Source organism: Actinomadura geliboluensis, assembly GCF_005889745.1.
Lineage (GTDB): Bacteria > Actinomycetota > Actinomycetes > Streptosporangiales > Streptosporangiaceae > Spirillospora > Spirillospora geliboluensis.
In genome coordinates this window covers 1-16,515 of sequence record NZ_VCKZ01000197.1, presented here as the reverse complement: position 1 = coordinate 16,515, position 16,515 = coordinate 1, and the positions used below count along the sequence as shown (strand labels likewise).

Sequence of the window (16,515 nt, the reverse complement as noted above, 5' to 3'; positions counted from 1 at the left end):
GATCGGGCGGCCCCAGCCTCTCCCGCACCGCCGCGACGAGCGCCGCCCGCCGGTCGCCCGCCGCCGCGACGTCCGCGGCCAGCCGGTCGGCCTCCGCGCCCCACAGCTCCCGCAGCGGGACCCGCGCGTCCCGGACCGCGTCCGCAGGGACGCCCAGCACCGGCGGCGCCGTCCCCGGCCGGAACCGCACCGCCACCACCGCCGCGCCCGGCCGCATCGCCGCGGGGATCGGCCCGGTGTCCGGGCCCGCCACGAGGATCCCGGCCTCCGACCACATGAGGTCGACGCAGCCGTCCGGCACCACGCGCTGGACGAACGGCTCCGCGTCCGGCGGCAGCGCCGACGTCCACGCGCAGGCCAGCCCCGGCACCGGGTACTCGCGGTAGTCCGGCCGGGCGGAGCTCGCCGGCGGGGGCCGGGGGAGGGTGTGACCCATTCCTCCTGCATACCACCCGCTCCTTCGGGCAGGGGCCAGAGAAACCCGCCATTTCAGGAGAAACCATGTCGAACGATCTTCAGGGCAGCACCGTCGCCTTCCTCTGCGCCCCCGAGGGCACCGAGCAGGTCGAGTTGACCGAGCCCTGGACGGCCGTGGAGCAGGCCGGGGGCACCCCGCGCCTGGTATCCACCCAGTCCGGCCGCCTCCAGGCGTTCAACCACCTGGACAAGGGCGACACCTTCCCCGTCGACACCACCGTCGACGTGTCCGACCACACCGAGTTCGACGCGCTCGTCCTGCCGGGCGGCGTCGCCAACCCCGACTTCCTGCGCACCGACCCCAAGGCCGTCGCGTTCGCCAAGTCCTTCTTCGACGCCGGCAAGCCCGTCGCCGTCATCTGCCACGGGCCGTGGACCCTCGTGGAGGCGGACGTCGTGCGCGGCCGCACCATGACGTCCTGGCCCAGTCTCCAGACCGATCTGCGCAACGCGGGTGCCGACTGGGTGGACGAGGAGGTACAGATCTGCGAGGACGGGCCCAACACCCTCGTCAGCAGCCGCAAGCCCGACGATCTCAAGGCGTTCTGCCAGGCGGCCGTCGAGGCGTTCAAGCGCTGACCGGGGCCACATGTGGTCTAGACCTCTGACCTAGACCAATCGGTGAACCGCGGGCGACCATATCCTGCACGAATATCCGTACCGACAAGTAACTAAGTACGGTTGTGCACGTGACCCGTCGAGCGAAGATTGTCAGCACCATCGGTCCCGCCTGCTCCAGCACCGAGCAGATCAACGCCCTCGTCGAGGCCGGTATCGACGTCGCGCGCCTCAACATGAGCCACGGCGACCACGCCGTCCACGAGGAGGTCTTCCACCGGATCAGGGCGGCCGCCGACGCCACCGGCCGCGGCGTCGGCATCCTGGCGGACCTGCAGGGCCCCAAGATCCGCATCGGCCGCTTCCCCGACGGGCCGGTACGGCTCACGCTCGGCGACGAGTTCACCATCACCACCGACGACGTCCCCGGCACCCGCCGCGAGGTGTCCACCACCTACCAGGGCCTGCCGGGCGACGTCAGCCCCGGCGACACCGTCCTCATCGACGACGGCCGCGTCGCCCTCAAGGTCGTCGACGTCGACGGCACGCGCGTCCGCACCACCGTCACCGTCGGCGGCATGGTCTCCGACAACAAGGGCCTCAACCTGCCCGGCGTCCCGGTCAGCGTCCCCGCCCTCACCGAGAAGGACGAGACCGACCTGCGCTGGGCCCTGCGCCTCGGCGTCGACCTCGTCGCCCTGTCCTTCGTGCGGACCCCCGCCGACGCCGACATCTGCTACCAGATCATGGAGGAGGAGGGCGTCCGCGTCCCCCTCATCGGCAAGATCGAGAAGCCGCAGGCCGTCGAGCGCCTGCCCGAGATCGTCGCCGCCTTCGACGGCATCATGGTCGCCCGCGGCGACCTCGGCGTCGAGCTCCCGCTCGAACAGGTCCCGATCGTGCAGAAGCGCGCCATCGAGCTGTGCCGCGAGAAGGCCCGCCCGGTCATCGTCGCCACCCAGATGCTCGAATCGATGATCTCCGCGCCCCGCCCCACCCGCGCCGAGACCTCCGACGTCGCCAACGCGGTCTTCGAGGGCGCCGACGCCGTCATGCTGTCCGGCGAGACCAGCGTCGGCCAGTACCCCATCGAGTCCGTCCTGACGATGAGCCGCATCGTGCAGACCGCCGAGCAGGCCGTCCTGCACGCCACCCACACCCTGGAGCGCATGCCCGAGACCGTCGGCGGCGCCATCGCCCGCGCCGCCGCCGAGGTCGGCGCCATCGTCGGCGCCGAGGCCCTCGCCGCGTTCACGATGTCCGGCGAGACGGCCCGCCGCCTGTCGCGCTACCGCTCCCCGATCCCGCTGCTGGCCTTCACCTCGGTCCCCGCCGTCCGCGGCCGCCTCGCGCACGTCTGGGGCGTCGAGACCTTCATCGTCCCGCAGGTCGACCACACCGACGCGATGTTCGGCCAGGTGGAGCAGGCCCTCCTCGAACTCGGCCGCTGCCAGAAGGGCGACAAGGTCGTCGTCGTCGCCGGCTCACCGCCCGGCACGCCGGGCTCCACCAACGCCCTCCGCGTCCACACCCTGGGCGACGCCATCGCCGTCCAGCACTGAGCCATCCGCCCCGCCGGGCACCGCGCGACCCGCACCCCGCGCGGTGCCCGGCCCCTTGCATCACCACCCGATCTCATTTCCACGACGCTCCGGCCAACCGGACGGCCGAGACGCGGCTCCGGCGGGACGAAAAAACCGCCGTCCGGTCGGACGGCGGTTCGTCAGCGGTGCCCCGAGTGGGATTCGAACCCACACTTGATGTGGTTTGAGCACATTGCCTCTGCCATTGGGCTATCGGGGCATTTATCCGGATAATCCGGACAGCTAGGCGGCGGAGGGAACGGGGCGCGCCGGGGAACCCTCGCGGGGACCAGGGTAGCGGGTTTCGGTAGGCTCGTGCGCGTGGAGAGCGCTCGGCGAGTTGTGATCGCGGAAGATGAGGCCCTGATCCGGCTGGACCTCAAGGAGATGCTTCAGGAGGACGGCTACGAGGTCGTCGGGGAGGCGGGGGACGGCGAGGCCGCCGTGCGGCTGGCCGGGGAGCTCAAGCCCGATCTCGTGATCCTGGACGTGAAGATGCCGGTGCTGGACGGGATCTCGGCGGCCGAGCGGATCTCCGCGGACCGGATCGCGCCGGTGGTGATCCTCACCGCGTTCTCCCAGCGCGAGCTCGTCCAGCGGGCGACCGACGCCGGGGCGATGGCCTACCTCGTCAAGCCGTTCTCCAAGACCGACCTCGCGCCGGCGATCGAGATGGCGGTGAGCCGCTACACCGAGCTGCGGGCGCTGGAGGCCGAGGTCGCGGGGCTGCAGGAGCGGCTGGAGACGCGCAAGGTGGTCGACCGCGCGAAGGGGCTGCTGCAGCAGGCGCACGGGTGGTCCGAGCCGGAGGCCTTCCGCTGGATCCAGAAGACCTCGATGGATCGCCGGCTCACGATGCGGGCCGTCGCGGAGGCCGTCGTCGCGGGCGCGTCCGGCGAGAGGGACGAGTCCGCCGCCGAGTGACCCCGCGTCACCGCCGATCGGCGCGTTGTCAAGGTCCAACCACGGGCCGTGGACTGCCCCATGCTCGTTACTCTCCGTAATCATCCCAGGCAATTGCGGGTATCGGATGGGCACAGGGGAGTAACGAACAAGTAACCCTTCGATCCGGGGGTCCTGTTTCGGGGTGGCTCGACGGTGTACGACATAGCTGGTCCCTGACTGACCGTTTTCCTTTCCCTAGGTTCGGCGTCGGGACATGACTCGTACCCGATCCCCTCCCGGATCCGGATGGAAAGGTTGGGCACCTTGCGGCGCAACAAGATGAGGATCACCGGCGCGGTGGCGGTGAGCGCGGCGCTCGCGCTCAGCGCCGTGGCCTGCAGTGACGACGGCGACTCCGGTGGCAGCGGCAACGAGGTCACGATCGGGTTCATGGGCGACCTGACCGGTGAGAACTCGGGCCTGGTGATCCCGCCCAAGCAGGGCGCGCAGCTGGCCATCGAGCAGTACAACGCCACGAACCCCAAGGTCAAGATCAAGCTCAAGACCTATGACAGCCAGGGCAAGCCGGAGCAGGCGACCTCGCTGGCGCTGGCCGCGGTCAAGAACGACAAGATCGCCGGCCTGATCGGCCCGGCGTTCTCCGGCGAGTCGCAGAGCGTCGGCCCGATCCTGGAGGAGGCCAAGATCCCGAGCGTGTCGCCGTCGGCGACGAACATCACGCTCGCGGAGAAGGGCTGGAAGTTCTGGCACCGCGTGGTGGCCGACGACGCGGCGCAGAGCACCGGCGTCGCCGACTTCGTGATGAACTCCGGCGCCAAGAAGGTCTTCCTGGTGTCGGACAACCAGGACTACGGCAAGGGCCTCGCGGACGCCATCGAGAAGGCCGTGAAGGCCAAGGGCGCCCAGACCCAGAACGACGCGGTCGACGACAAGGGCACCGACTACTCCTCGACGGTCAACAAGATCAACGAGTTCAAGCCCGACTTCGTGTACTTCGGCGGCTACTACGCGGTCGCGGGCCGGCTGTTCAAGCAGCTGCGCGAGGGCGGCTACACCGGCAAGATGATGTCGGGCGACGGCTCGCTCGCCACCGGCCTGATCGAGGGCACCGGGCAGAAGAACGCCCAGGGCACGCTGATCAGCTGCGGCTGCCTCATCGACCCGACCGGCAAGACCAACCCGAAGGCCAAGAAGTTCGCCGACGACTACAAGGCGAAGTTCGGCTCGGAGGTCGCGATCTACTCGACCGAGGGCTTCGACGCCGCGACGGCGCTCATCGAGGCGGTCAAGGGCGGCAAGACCAAGCCCGAGGAGATCAACGACTTCCTCAAGAGCGTGGACGTCCCCGGCGTCGGCAAGCAGATCAAGTTCGCTGAGAACGGCGAGCTCGCGACCCAGGACATCTACGTCTACGAGGTGAAGGACAACCAGCTGCCGCTGCTCGGCAAGAGCAACGAAGCGAAGGTCTCCTAGGCGTCACCAGCGCCCCTGACGAGACCCCCTGATGGCGCGGGAGCGGGAGCGCTACAGCGCTCCCGCTCCTTCTCTGATTAAGGCGACCCCAAGGTGCTCGACGACTTCATCAATCAATTCTGGCCGTCGACCATCGACGGTCTGGCGCTCGGCGCGATCTACGCGCTGCTGGCGCTGGGCTACACGATGGTCTACGGCGTGCTGAGGCTGATCAACTTCGCGCATGCCGACATCTTCATGGTCGGTACCTTCGCCGCCCTGTGGACGGTGCGCTCGCTCGGTGTCGGCACCGTGGGCGGTTTCGCGCTCATCGGCGTCGTCGCGCTGACCGCGGTGGTGGCCGGCGCGGTCACGGCCGGCAGCGCAATGCTCCTGGAGGTGACGGCGTACCGGCCGCTCCGAAAAAGGGGCGCGTCCCGGCTGGCCGCGCTGATCTCGGCCATCGGGGCGTCGATCTTCATCCAGCAGCTGTTCGCGACGGTCGTCGTGCACCGGGTGTTCGGAACCTCGAAGGAGGGCGGCCGGCTGCCCGTCGACGAGCACTTCAAGCAGCTGACGAACGTGGTCGACTTCGGCCCCATCCAGATCAGCAACGACAAGCTGATCATCTTCGTCGGCGCGGTGCTGATGATGGTGGCGCTCGACCAGTTCGTGAACCGGACGAAGCTCGGCCGCGGCATCCGCTCGACGGCGCAGGACCCGGAGACGGCCGTGCTGATGGGCGTCAACATCGACCGCGTCGTGTCGGTGACGTTCGTGGTCGGCGGCGTCATGGCGGGCGTCGCGGCGGCGCTGTACTTCCTGCGCTTCGAGCAGACGAACTACTTCGTCGGGTTCCTGCTCGGCATCAAGGCGTTCACGGCGGCGGTCCTCGGCGGGATCGGCAACATCCGCGGCGCGCTCGCGGGCGGGTTCGTCCTCGGGCTGCTCGAGATGTACGGTTCGAGCCTGTTCGGTTCGCAGTGGCGGGACGTGGTCGCGTTCACCGTGCTGATCCTGGTCCTGATGTTCCGTCCCACCGGCATCCTCGGTGAGTCTCTCCAGCAGGCGCGCGCATGAACCTTTCGAAGACGAAGAACGGCAAGGCGGGCCGGCGCGGTTCCGGCCTCTCCCTCGATCCGCTGCGGGACTGGTGGGCGGGCGCCCCCGGCTGGCAGCGCTGGGCGGTCTACGTCCTGCTCATCGTCGGCGCGGTCTTCCTGCCGAGCGAGGCGATCGGCAGCTTCATGGCGCCGAGCGGCGCGAGCTGGCCGTCGATGCTCAGCGACCAGATCGCCATCTACGTGCTGCTGGCGCTGGGCCTGAACGTCGTGGTCGGCATGGCCGGCCTCCTGGACCTCGGCTACGTCGCGTTCTACGCGGTCGGCGGCTACACCATCGCGATCTTCGCGGTGCGGTACCACTGGAGCTTCTGGGAGACGCTGGTCCTGGCGATCCTGTTCTCGGCGCTGGCGGGGGTGATCCTGGGCGCTCCGACGCTGCGGCTGCGGGGCGACTACCTGGCGATCGTCACGCTCGGCTTCGGTGAGATCGTCAAGCGGACGGCGAACAACAGCTCGTTCGTGAACGGCCCGCGCGGTGTGCAGGGCATCCCGCACCCGCCGTCGCTGTCGGAGTTCGAGATCCTCGGCGTGCAGCCGCTGAAGTACGGGCTGCTGGACACGCGGCCGTACTACTACCTGCTGCTCGCGTTCATCGTGATCGCGATCATCTTCGTCCGGCGGCTGGACGCCTCGCGCGTCGGCCGGGCCTGGGCGTCGATCCGCGAGGACGAGGACGCGGCGGAGCTGATGGGCGTCCCGACGTTCAAGTTCAAGCTGGCGGCGTTCGCGATCGGCGCGGCCATCGGCGGCAGCGGCGGCGTCGTGTTCGCCGCGAAGCAGACGTCGATCCTCCCGGCGAACTTCGAGTTCATCGTGTCGGCGCTGATCCTGGCGGCGGTCGTGCTGGGCGGCTCGGGGAACATCCCGGGCGCGATCCTGGGCGCGTTCGTGGTGGCGTGGCTGCCCGAGCGGTTCCGGTTCCTGGACGAGTACCGCATGCTGATCTTCGGCGGCGCGCTGGTGCTGATGATGATCTTCCGTCCGGAGGGGCTGTGGCCGTCGCGGCGGCGCAAGGCCGAACTGGCGGAGGGCACCGGCGGCATGGGCAGCATGGGCGCCGAGGTCGCCGGGCCGGGTCAGTCCGAGGCCGCGGAGGTGGGCAAGTGAGCGGGACGGACGAGCGCAGGCCGGTCCTGGAGCTGCGCGATGTCGTGATGCGGTTCGGCGGCGTCGTGGCGCTGAACAAGGTGGAGATCACCATCCGCGAGGGGGAGATCTTCGCGCTGATCGGCCCGAACGGCGCGGGCAAGACGACGGTGTTCAACGTGACCACCGGCGTCTACCGGCCGTCCGAGGGCTCGGTGGTGTTCGACGGCAAGCGCATCGACGGCAAGAAGCGCTACGTCGTGACGAAGATGGGCGTCGCCCGGACGTTCCAGAACGTGCGGCTGTTCCACAACATGACCGCGCTGGAGAACGTCCTGGTGGGCACGGACGCCCACCACCGGACGGGGCTCGCCGGCGCGGCGCTGGGGCTGCCGTGGTTCCACCGCGAGGAGCGGCAGGGCCGCGAGCGGGCCCGCGAGCTGCTGGAGCTGGTGGGCATCCCGCACCGTGCCGAGGAGGCCGCGAAGAACCTGCCGTACGGCGACCAGCGCCGGCTGGAGATCGCGCGGGCGCTGGGCACGAACCCGAAGCTGCTGCTGCTGGACGAGCCGGCGGCGGGCATGAACCCGGCGGAGAAGGTGGCGCTGCAGGACCTGATCCGCAAGATCCGCGACACCGGGGTCACCGTCATGCTCATCGAGCACGACATGAGCCTGGTGATGGGGATCAGCGACCGGGTCGCGGTGCTGGACTTCGGGCAGAAGATCGCCGACGGCCTCCCGGCCGAGGTGCAGAACGACCCGCGGGTGATCGAGGCGTATCTGGGGGCTCCGGCCGATGCTTCTTGAGATCGAGGACATCCACGTCCACTACGGAAAGATCGCCGCGCTCAAGGGCATCTCGGTGTCCGTGGACGAGGGCGAGATCGTGACGCTGATCGGCGCCAACGGCGCCGGGAAGACGACCACGCTGAAGACGATCTCCGGGCTGCGGAGCCTGACGTCGGGCGCGATCCGCTTCGACGGCCAGGACATCAGCCGGATGGCCGGGCACAAGCGGGTGTCGGTCGGCATCGGGCAGGCGCCGGAGGGGCGCGGGATCTTCCCCGGGATGACCGTGGAGGAGAACCTCCTGATGGGCGCCTACGCCCGCCGGGACAGCGCGTCGAAGGAGCTGGCCGAGGCGTACGAGCTGTTCCCGCGGCTCGCCGAGCGCAAGTCGCAGGCGGGCGGCACGATGTCCGGCGGCGAGCAGCAGATGCTCGCGATCGGGCGGGCGCTGATGGCCAAGCCGAAGGTGCTGCTGCTGGACGAGCCGTCCATGGGCCTCGCGCCGATGCTGGTGCAGCAGATCTTCTCGATCATCGAGGAGATCAACCGGCGCGGCACGACGGTGCTGCTGGTGGAGCAGAACGCCCAGCAGGCGCTGCAGATCGCCAGCCGCGCGTACGTCCTGGAGACGGGCCGGGTCGTGAAGTCGGCGCCGGCGGCCGATCTGCTGGACGACCCGCAGGTCCGCGCCGCCTACCTCGGCGCCGGCGAGTCGGTCACGGCGGACCCCGCCGTGAAGGCGGACGCCGCCGCCGAGCCGGACGCCGCTCCGGCGGACGCGGCGAAGGCCGAGCCCGCCGAGAACGGCGAGGAGTCGAGCTAGCGGGCATCCGACGCTGTGTGCGCCCGCCAGGCCCGGACGAGACCGGGCCTGGCGGGCGCCGCCGCGTTCAGGGGAGCGTGATCTCGGCGGGGGACGGGTCGCTCACCGCGCCGACCGGCGGGGAGCCGTAGAGGCGGATGGCCTTCGTCTTGGCGCCGCGCGGGATGTCGAACCAGAGGTCGAACTCGACGCGCATGGCCGCCCCGACCGACAGCCGCTCCGGCTGCCGTTTGATCATGGTGGCGTTGACGTCGGGGGAGTACGTCCTGCCGTCGGCGGTGACGAGCCGCTGCTTCCAGGTGTCGAAGACCTGGATGTCGCGGCCGGTGTTGACGGCGAGGACGCGGACGCGCGTGAAGGCGCCCTTGGCGTCCATCGCGGCGTGGGTTCCCATGACGTCGGTCATGGCGCCGCTGAAGCCGATCACGGTGAAGCTCATGTCGGCGCTGCGGGCGGTCTTGCCGGCGGGCACGGACTCGCCCTCCCGCGCGGTCTCGGCGGGGATCTTGTAGGTGGGGAGGGAGTCGCCGTCTCCGGAGCCGGAGCAGCCGGTGAGCGCGAGGGCCGCGGTGAGCGCGAGCGCGCCGGTGAGGGCGGCGACGGCGGCCGGTCGGGTGCGCGTGCGGTGGTGGCGCATGGTCCGGAACGTACGACCGGCCGGGGACGGGAATGAACCGGTGATCCCGTTTCGCAACGCAACCGCAACCGGTCACGAACCCACGCCGGTGTCGTCCGGCAGGGAAGTGTCCGGCGGGGACCCGGACACGCGTTGACCCGGGGTCACCTTTGGGGCCGTACGAACCTTCCCCGGGCGCGTACGTTGTCTACTCGGTGACCCCGGGCCGCTCCGATCACGCTACCGACCCCGGGGCGCGGCCCGCAAAGAAAGCGCGGATCGCGCGGCGGATCAGGCCCTCGGCGGCGCGTCGCGCAGCATGCACGTGAGCCGCGCCGTGCAGACCCGCCGGTCCTGGTCGTCGGTGATGACGATGTCGTAGGTGGCGAGGGTGCGGCCGCCGTGCGCGCGGGTCGCGACGCCCGTCACGAACCCCTCGGTCGCGGACCGGTGGTGGGTGGCGTTGATCTCGATGCCCACGGCGACGCGTCCGGGACCGGCGTGGATCGCCGACCCCGTCGAGCCCAGCGTCTCGGCGAGCACGCAGGAGGCCCCGCCGTGCAGCAGCCCGTACGGCTGGGTGTTGCCCTTGACCGGCATCCGGCCCACGACGCGCTCCGCCGAGACCTCCAGGTACTCGACGCCCATGGCCTTGGCCAGGTCGCCGTGCCCGTCGAACCTCTCGCCGGAGTTGATCTCCGCGGCCGCTTGCTCCGGGGACATCCCACCGGTGTCAGTCACTTACGCCTCCACAAAACTGTCGTACGCGCAGACTAGAGTCCTGGTGTGGCAACGACACCAGCGACCCCTGACAAGCGTGACCGGCTTCTCCTGCTCGACGGGCACTCCCTGGCCTACCGGGCGTTCTTCGCGTTGCCCGTGGAGAACTTCTCCACCACCGACGGGCAGCCGACCAACGCCGTGTACGGCTTCACCTCGATGCTCATCAACGTCCTGCGGGACGAGCAGCCGACCCACATCGCGGTGGCGTTCGACCGGTCGGAGCCGACGTTCCGGCACGAGCAGTACGTGGAGTACAAGGCGGGGCGGCAGAAGACCCCCGACGAGTTCCGCAGCCAGGTCAGCCTGATCTTCGAGGTGCTGGACGCCCTGCGCATCCCGCGCATGTCGGTCGCCGGCTTCGAGGCCGACGACATCATCGCCACGCTGTCCGTCCAGGCCACCGAGGCGGGCATGGAGACCCTGGTCGTCACCGGCGACCGGGACGCGTTCCAGCTCGTCAACGAGCACGTCACGATCCTGTACCCGGTGCGCGGCGTGTCCGAGCTCGCCCGGATGGACCCGGCCGCCGTCGAGGCCAAGTACGGCGTCCCGCCCGAGCGCTACCGCGAGCTGGCCGCGCTGGTGGGGGAGAGCAGCGACAACCTGCCCGGCGTCCCCGGCGTCGGCCCGAAGACCGCCGCGAAGTGGCTGACCAAGTACGGCGACCTCGACACCCTCGTCGCCCGCGTCGACGAGATCAAGGGCAAGGCGGGCGACAACCTGCGCGAGCACCTCGCCGGGGTGCTGCGCAACCAGCAGATCAACAAGCTCGACACCGGCGTCGGCCTGGAGCTGATGCCGCCGCAGCTGTCCATGGGCCAGTGGGACCGCGAGGAGATCCACACCCTGTTCGACTCGCTGCAGTTCCGCGTCCTGCGCGAGCGCCTGTACGCGTCGCTGTCGGCGGCCGAGCCCGAGGCCGACGAGGGCTTCGAGGTCGACCTGGACGCCCTCGAACCCGGCGCGCTCGGCGCCTGGCTGGACGCCAACGCCGGCGACCGCCTCGGCGTCGCCGTCACCGGCAGCTGGGGCCGCGGCACCGGCGAGATCACCGCGCTGGCGCTGGCGTCCAAGAAGGGGCCGGCCGTCCACCTCGACCCCGCCGAGCTGATCGAGGACGACGAGCGCGCCCTCGCCGCCTACCTCGCCGACCCGGCGCGGCCCAAGGCCGTCCACGAGGCCAAGGGCCCGATGCTGGCGCTCGCCGCGCGCGGCATGTCCCTCGCCGGCGTCACCAGCGACACCGCGCTCGCCGCCTACCTCGCGCTCCCCGGCCAGCGGACGTTCGACCTCGCCGACCTCGTCCTGCGCTACCTGCACCGCGAGCTGCGCAGCGAAACCGAGGACTCGGGGCAGCTCACCCTGGACGGCTCCGGCGAGGAGGAGGCGGCCGAGGCCCTCGCGGTCCGCGCGCGCGCCGTCACCGAGCTGGCCGACATCCTCGACAAGGACCTCGAGAAGCGCGGCGCCACCCGCCTCCTCCACGAGGTGGAACTGCCACTCGTGGGCGTCCTGGCCGACATGGAGCGCGCGGGCATCGCCGTCGACGCCGACCACCTCGCGCACCTGTCGGCGTCCCTCGGCGGGCAGGTCAAGGAGCAGGAGCAGCTCGCCCACAACGCCGTCGGCCACGACTTCAACCTCGGCTCGCCCAAGCAGGTCCAGCAGGTCCTGTTCGACGAGCTGAACCTGCCCAAGACCAAGCGCACCAAGACCGGCTACACCACCGACTCCGAGGCCCTCACGACCCTCCTGGAGAAGGACGGCCACCCCGTCCTGGAGCACATCCTGCGCTGGCGCGAGGTCGCCAAGCTCAAGAGCATCGTCGACTCCCTCATCCCGATGCTCGACGACGCCGGGCGCATCCACACCACCTACAACCAGATGATCGCCGCGACGGGCCGGCTGTCGTCCACCGACCCGAACCTGCAGAACATCCCGATCCGCACCGCCGAGGGCCGCCAGATCCGCGAGGCGTTCGTCGTCGGCGAGGGCTACGAGTCCCTCCTCACCGCCGACTACTCCCAGATCGAGCTGCGCATCATGGCGCACCTCTCCGAGGACGACGCGCTCCTGGAGGCGTTCGGCTCCGGCGCCGACTTCCACACCATCACCGCGTCCCGCGTCTTCGGCCTCCCGCCCGAGCAGATCGACTCCGAGCTGCGCGCCCGCATCAAGGCCATGAACTACGGCCTCGCCTACGGCCTGTCCGCCTACGGCCTCTCCCAGCAGCTGCGGATCTCCCCCGACGAGGCCCGCGGCCTCATGGAGGAGTACTTCGAGCAGTTCGGCGGCGTCCGCGACTACCTCCGCGACATCGTCGCCAAGGCCCGCCAGGACGGCTACACCGAGACCATCCTCGGCCGCCGCCGCTACCTGCCCGACCTCAACTCCGACAACCGGCAGCGCCGCGAGATGGCCGAGCGCATGGCCCTCAACGCCCCCATCCAGGGCTCCGCCGCCGACATCATCAAGGTCGCGAGCCTCAACGTCGACCGCGCCCTCCGCGACGCCGGCCTCACCTCCCGCATGCTCCTCCAGGTCCACGACGAACTCGTCTTCGAGGTCGCCGCCGGAGAGCTCGACACCCTCAAGACCCTCGTCAGCACCGAGATGGCCGGCGCCTACGAGCTGCGCGCCCCCCTGAGCATCTCCATGGGCACCGGCCGAACCTGGCAGGACGCTGCGCATTGATTGTTTTGTCCTTGGCGGTCGGGCCCTGGGGGCCCTCCCTTCGGCGGACAAAACGTGCGATTGCTGCATCGCTTCGGCTCGCCTTGCGGCTCGCTGCGCGATCAGGTTCTCGCTTCGCTCGAACCTGCCTTCGGACGCAATCGCGAGGGTTCGGGTCGTCGCGGGGCTGAGGTGGCGGCCGGGCTTGTCGCTGTAGTGGGTTGCGGTGGTCTTGAGTGGCTCGCCTTGCGGCTCGCTAGGTGAAGGCGTTCTTGCTTTGCTCGACCTGCCTTGCGTCGCGGTCGTGGGGTTGTCGTGGGGATTGGGTTACGGGCGTTCCGGCGTGTCTTGAGGGAAGCCTGGGTGGGGGTGGAGCGTCTGTAGGGATCATGCGGGTACGCCAGTGGGTGTCCTAGATGTCCGGGGGGTCGTACGCTGTCCCCCTGGTCCTGTTCGGTCGCACCGGCGGGGGTATCGTGCCGCTCCTTCACAAGATCGCTGGGGTTGTGATCATCTGCGCCGTCGTGCTCGGGCTGACGCTGCCAGGGACGCGCGGACGGGAGAAGGGGGAGACCGCCGAGCGGGCCGGGGCGAAGTCCTCGGTGACGCCCACGGCGAAGGCCGCCGGTGTCAGCGTGGCTCCTTCGGCGGGGGGCTCGGCGTCCCCGTCGGTCTCGGTGTCCGCGCCAATTCCCGCGGCGGCGCCGGGGGCGGTGGCGGCCAAGGCGAACGAGCTGGGGCAGGTGCCGGTGATCATGTACCACCGGATCCTGAAGAAGCCCGAGCTGTCGCTGGACCGGTCGACCAAGGAGCTGTACGACGAGCTGACGACGCTGGCGAAGAGCGGCTACTACCCGATCACGGCGGCCGAGTTCGTCGGCGGGCGGTTCAACGTGCCGGCGGGCAAGCACCCGGTGGTGCTGACGTTCGACGACAGCACGCCGGGGCACTTCGGGCTCGACGCGGCGGGCAACCCCAAGCCGGACACGGCGGTCGCGATCATCGAGCAGGTGGCGCGGGAGAACCCGGGATTCCGTCCCGTGGCGACGTTCTACCTGAACAAGGACCTGTTCGGGATGGACCCGGTGCAGGCGGGCGCCGGGCTGAAGTGGCTGCAGCAGCGCGGGTTCGAGCTCGGCAACCACACCGTGACGCACCCGAACCTGGCCGGGATGTCGGAGAAGGGGGTGCGCAAGGAGATCGGCGGGATGGAGGACGAGATCCTCAAGCTCACCGGCGCGCACACGACGACGTTCGCCTACCCGTTCGGGTCCGTCCCGAAGAAGGAGACCTGGGCGGAGAAGGAGGGCGGCAGGTACGCCTTCCAGGGCATGTTCCTCGCCGGGTGGCGGCCGGCGATGTCGCCGTTCGACGGCGAGTTCGACCGGTGGAAGATCGACCGGGTGCGGTCCGAGGGCAAGATCAAGGAGAACGACTGCACCAAGTACTGCTCGACGGCGTGGCTGGAGTACCTGGACAAGCACCCCGACGAGCGGTACACCTCGGACGGCGACCCGAACACCGTGACGTTTCCGAAGGCCGCCGAGGACCGGATCGCCAAGCAGTACCGGGCCCGTGCGCGGACGTACTGATCATCGCCGCCCCGGGCGGATTGACCACGCGAGATTGGTCCCATATCCTGATCGCTGCGCTGTGGGCCTGCGCGCGCTTCGGACGGAGCAGGCTCGCGCTCGGTCAGGTCGGCGACAACGGTTCGGTTCACTGACGCGGTCTCCGCGTCCGATTCCGGTCTTCGGCAGGGCGGATAACGGCCCTCCGCGCACAACCCATACGACTTCCATGTCCGTACCGGAGCCAGCCGACACATGACGAGCAGCACCGAGGCCACCTCGACCACCCCGCAGGTAGCGGTCAACGACATCGGGTCCGAGGAAGCCTTCCTCGCGGCGATCGATGAGACCATCAAGTACTTCAACGACGGCGACATTGTCGAGGGCACTGTCGTCAAGGTCGATCGTGACGAGGTCCTCCTCGACATCGGCTACAAGACCGAGGGCGTCATCCCCTCGCGCGAGCTGTCCATCAAGCACGACGTCGACCCCAACGAGGTCGTCACCGTCGGCGACCACGTCGAGGCCCTCGTCCTCCAGAAGGAGGACAAGGAGGGCCGGCTGATCCTGTCCAAGAAGCGCGCCCAGTACGAGCGCGCCTGGGGCACGATCGAGAAGATCAAGGACGAGGACGGCATCGTCACCGGCACGGTCATCGAGGTCGTCAAGGGCGGCCTCATCCTCGACATCGGCCTGCGCGGCTTCCTGCCCGCGTCGCTGGTCGAGATGCGCCGCGTCCGCGACCTGCAGCCCTACGTCGGCCGCGAGCTCGAGGCCAAGATCATCGAGCTGGACAAGAACCGCAACAACGTGGTCCTGTCCCGCCGCGCCTGGCTGGAGCAGACGCAGAGCGAGGTCCGCCAGACCTTCCTCAACACCCTGCAGAAGGGCCAGGTCCGCAAGGGCGTCGTGTCGTCGATCGTCAACTTCGGCGCGTTCGTCGACCTCGGCGGGGTCGACGGCCTGGTGCACGTCTCCGAGCTGTCCTGGAAGCACATCGACCACCCGTCCGAGGTCGTCGAGGTCGGCCAGGAGGTCACGGTCGAGGTCCTGGACGTCGACATGGAGCGCGAGCGCGTCTCCCTGTCGCTCAAGGCGACCCAGGAAGACCCGTGGCAGCAGTTCGCCCGCACCCACCAGATCGGCCAGGTCGTGCCGGGCCGCGTCACCAAGCTGGTGCCGTTCGGCGCGTTCGTCCGGGTCGAGGAGGGCATCGAGGGCCTGGTGCACATCTCCGAGCTGGCCGAGCGCCACGTGGAGATCCCCGAGCAGGTCGTCCAGGTCGGCGACGAGATCTTCGTGAAGATCATCGACATCGACCTCGACCGGCGCCGCATCAGCCTCTCGCTGAAGCAGGCCAACGAGGGCGCCGCCAGCATGGAGGAAGAGGACTTCGACCCCACGCTGTACGGCATGCCGGCCGAGTACGACGAGCAGGGGAACTACAAGTACCCCGAGGGCTTCGACGCCGAGACCGGCGAGTGGCTGGAGGGCTTCGACGAGCAGCGGGAGACCTGGGAGCGGCAGTACGCCGAGGCCCGCACCCGCTTCGACGCCCACCGCAAGCAGATCGAAGAGGCCCGCAAGGCCGAGGCGGAGGCCGACACCGCGCCCGCGGGCGGCGGTGGCGGCGAGACCTCCTACTCCGGCGGCGGGGAGAGCGAGTCCGGAGGTGGCGCCCTCGCCACCGACGAGGCTCTCGCCGCGCTGCGGGAGAAGCTCTCCGGCGGCCAGTGAGCCGCGTCCCCTTCCCCGGGTCCGCCCGGGGAAGGGGAGATCGGTGACGACGCGCTGACCGCTCGCGCGCCGTCCATGCCGTGCCGCCCTCGCGGCCCGGACGGACGGCCGGTGAACAACACGAACACGGCCGGAGAACGATCTTCTGGATCGGCCTCCGGCCGTGCTTCGGTTGCGTCACGATGGCGGGTGGGCCGCGTCCCCGACGCCTCGCCCCTGCACCGAAGGTCCGCTCGTCCCCGGGAGCACTCGTTCAATTGGCCAGGACAGACGCCGACGCCCGCGCCAGGACCGGCGGCCCCGCCGCGGCCGGCCCCCCGATCGTCCCGCAGGGC

14 protein-coding genes and 1 tRNA gene are annotated in these 16,515 nt (G+C 70.0%); 11 read left to right on the top strand and 4 right to left on the bottom strand.

The window, feature by feature from the left end; all coding sequences use genetic code 11:
* Positions 1 to 436 (bottom strand): DUF6597 domain-containing transcriptional factor (locus ETD96_RS24700; RefSeq protein ID WP_338072594.1); only part of this gene is annotated, 436 nt, incomplete at its 3' end.
* A 65-nt stretch (positions 437 to 501) separates the two neighbouring features.
* Here ETD96_RS24700 and ETD96_RS24695 point away from each other — a divergent pair.
* Both ETD96_RS24695 and pyk read left to right on the top strand, forming a co-directional pair.
* Positions 502 to 1,056 (top strand): type 1 glutamine amidotransferase domain-containing protein, encoded by a 555-nt coding sequence (locus ETD96_RS24695; protein WP_138638860.1) that lies wholly within the window; start codon positions 502 to 504, stop codon positions 1,054 to 1,056.
* A 110-nt stretch (positions 1,057 to 1,166) separates the two neighbouring features.
* A complete protein-coding gene (gene pyk, locus ETD96_RS24690; RefSeq protein WP_138638859.1) occupies positions 1,167 to 2,597 on the top strand; it encodes a pyruvate kinase in 1,431 nt (476 codons plus the stop codon).
* 168 nt (positions 2,598 to 2,765) lie between these two features.
* Here pyk and ETD96_RS24685 read toward each other — a convergent pair.
* Positions 2,766 to 2,838: transfer RNA gene (locus tag ETD96_RS24685), tRNA-Leu, on the bottom strand.
* A 95-nt stretch (positions 2,839 to 2,933) separates the two neighbouring features.
* Between ETD96_RS24685 and ETD96_RS24680 the strand changes: the two genes are divergently transcribed.
* The 6 genes from ETD96_RS24680 to ETD96_RS24655 all read left to right on the top strand — a co-directional run bounded on the left by ETD96_RS24680 (position 2,934) and on the right by ETD96_RS24655 (position 8,800).
* Complete coding sequence (locus tag ETD96_RS24680) at positions 2,934 to 3,542, top strand: ANTAR domain-containing response regulator (RefSeq protein ID WP_274704640.1); 609 nt, start codon at positions 2,934 to 2,936, stop codon at positions 3,540 to 3,542.
* 285 nt (positions 3,543 to 3,827) lie between these two features.
* Entirely contained in the window at positions 3,828 to 4,997 is a 1,170-nt protein-coding gene (locus ETD96_RS24675) for a branched-chain amino acid ABC transporter substrate-binding protein (protein WP_205719440.1), read from the top strand.
* A 93-nt stretch (positions 4,998 to 5,090) separates the two neighbouring features.
* Positions 5,091 to 6,056 (top strand): branched-chain amino acid ABC transporter permease, encoded by a 966-nt coding sequence (locus tag ETD96_RS24670; protein ID WP_138638858.1) that lies wholly within the window; start codon positions 5,091 to 5,093, stop codon positions 6,054 to 6,056.
* Positions 6,053 to 7,207 carry a branched-chain amino acid ABC transporter permease gene (locus ETD96_RS24665; protein ID WP_138638857.1) on the top strand — a complete coding sequence of 385 codons (1,155 nt, stop codon included), beginning with the start codon at positions 6,053 to 6,055 and terminating at the stop codon, positions 7,205 to 7,207. The genes ETD96_RS24670 and ETD96_RS24665 overlap by 4 nt, the downstream gene beginning before the upstream one ends.
* Positions 7,204 to 7,995: an ABC transporter ATP-binding protein gene (locus ETD96_RS24660; RefSeq protein ID WP_435818043.1), complete on the top strand. Its 792-nt coding sequence runs from the start codon at positions 7,204 to 7,206 to the stop codon at positions 7,993 to 7,995. Before ETD96_RS24665 ends, ETD96_RS24660 begins: the two co-directional genes overlap by 4 nt.
* A complete protein-coding gene (locus tag ETD96_RS24655; RefSeq protein WP_138638856.1) occupies positions 7,985 to 8,800 on the top strand; it encodes an ABC transporter ATP-binding protein in 816 nt (271 codons plus the stop codon). Before ETD96_RS24660 ends, ETD96_RS24655 begins: the two co-directional genes overlap by 11 nt.
* Positions 8,801 to 8,867: 67 nt before the next feature.
* Here the strand turns inward: ETD96_RS24655 and ETD96_RS24650 are convergent, their stop codons facing one another.
* Positions 8,868 to 9,437, bottom strand: a complete 570-nt coding sequence (locus ETD96_RS24650; protein WP_138638855.1) for a DUF4352 domain-containing protein — start codon at positions 9,435 to 9,437, stop codon at positions 8,868 to 8,870.
* Between the two features lie 270 nt (positions 9,438 to 9,707).
* A complete protein-coding gene (locus tag ETD96_RS24645) occupies positions 9,708 to 10,064 on the bottom strand; it encodes a PaaI family thioesterase (protein WP_240808137.1) in 357 nt (118 codons plus the stop codon).
* Between the two features lie 138 nt (positions 10,065 to 10,202).
* On the opposite strand from ETD96_RS24645, the gene polA reads away from it, so the two are divergent.
* The 3 genes from polA to rpsA all read left to right on the top strand — a co-directional run bounded on the left by polA (position 10,203) and on the right by rpsA (position 16,180).
* Positions 10,203 to 12,893, top strand: coding sequence for a DNA polymerase I (gene polA, locus ETD96_RS24640; protein ID WP_138638854.1), 2,691 nt, complete (start codon positions 10,203 to 10,205; stop codon positions 12,891 to 12,893).
* Positions 12,894 to 13,378: 485 nt separating this feature from the next.
* Positions 13,379 to 14,464 carry a polysaccharide deacetylase family protein gene (locus tag ETD96_RS24635; RefSeq protein WP_240808135.1) on the top strand — a complete coding sequence of 362 codons (1,086 nt, stop codon included), beginning with the start codon at positions 13,379 to 13,381 and terminating at the stop codon, positions 14,462 to 14,464.
* Between the two features lie 234 nt (positions 14,465 to 14,698).
* The gene (gene rpsA, locus ETD96_RS24630; RefSeq protein WP_138638852.1) at positions 14,699 to 16,180 is read left to right on the top strand and encodes a 30S ribosomal protein S1; all 1,482 of its coding nucleotides are present in this window, start codon (positions 14,699 to 14,701) and stop codon (positions 16,178 to 16,180) included.
* The last annotated feature ends 335 nt before the right edge of the window (positions 16,181 to 16,515 follow it).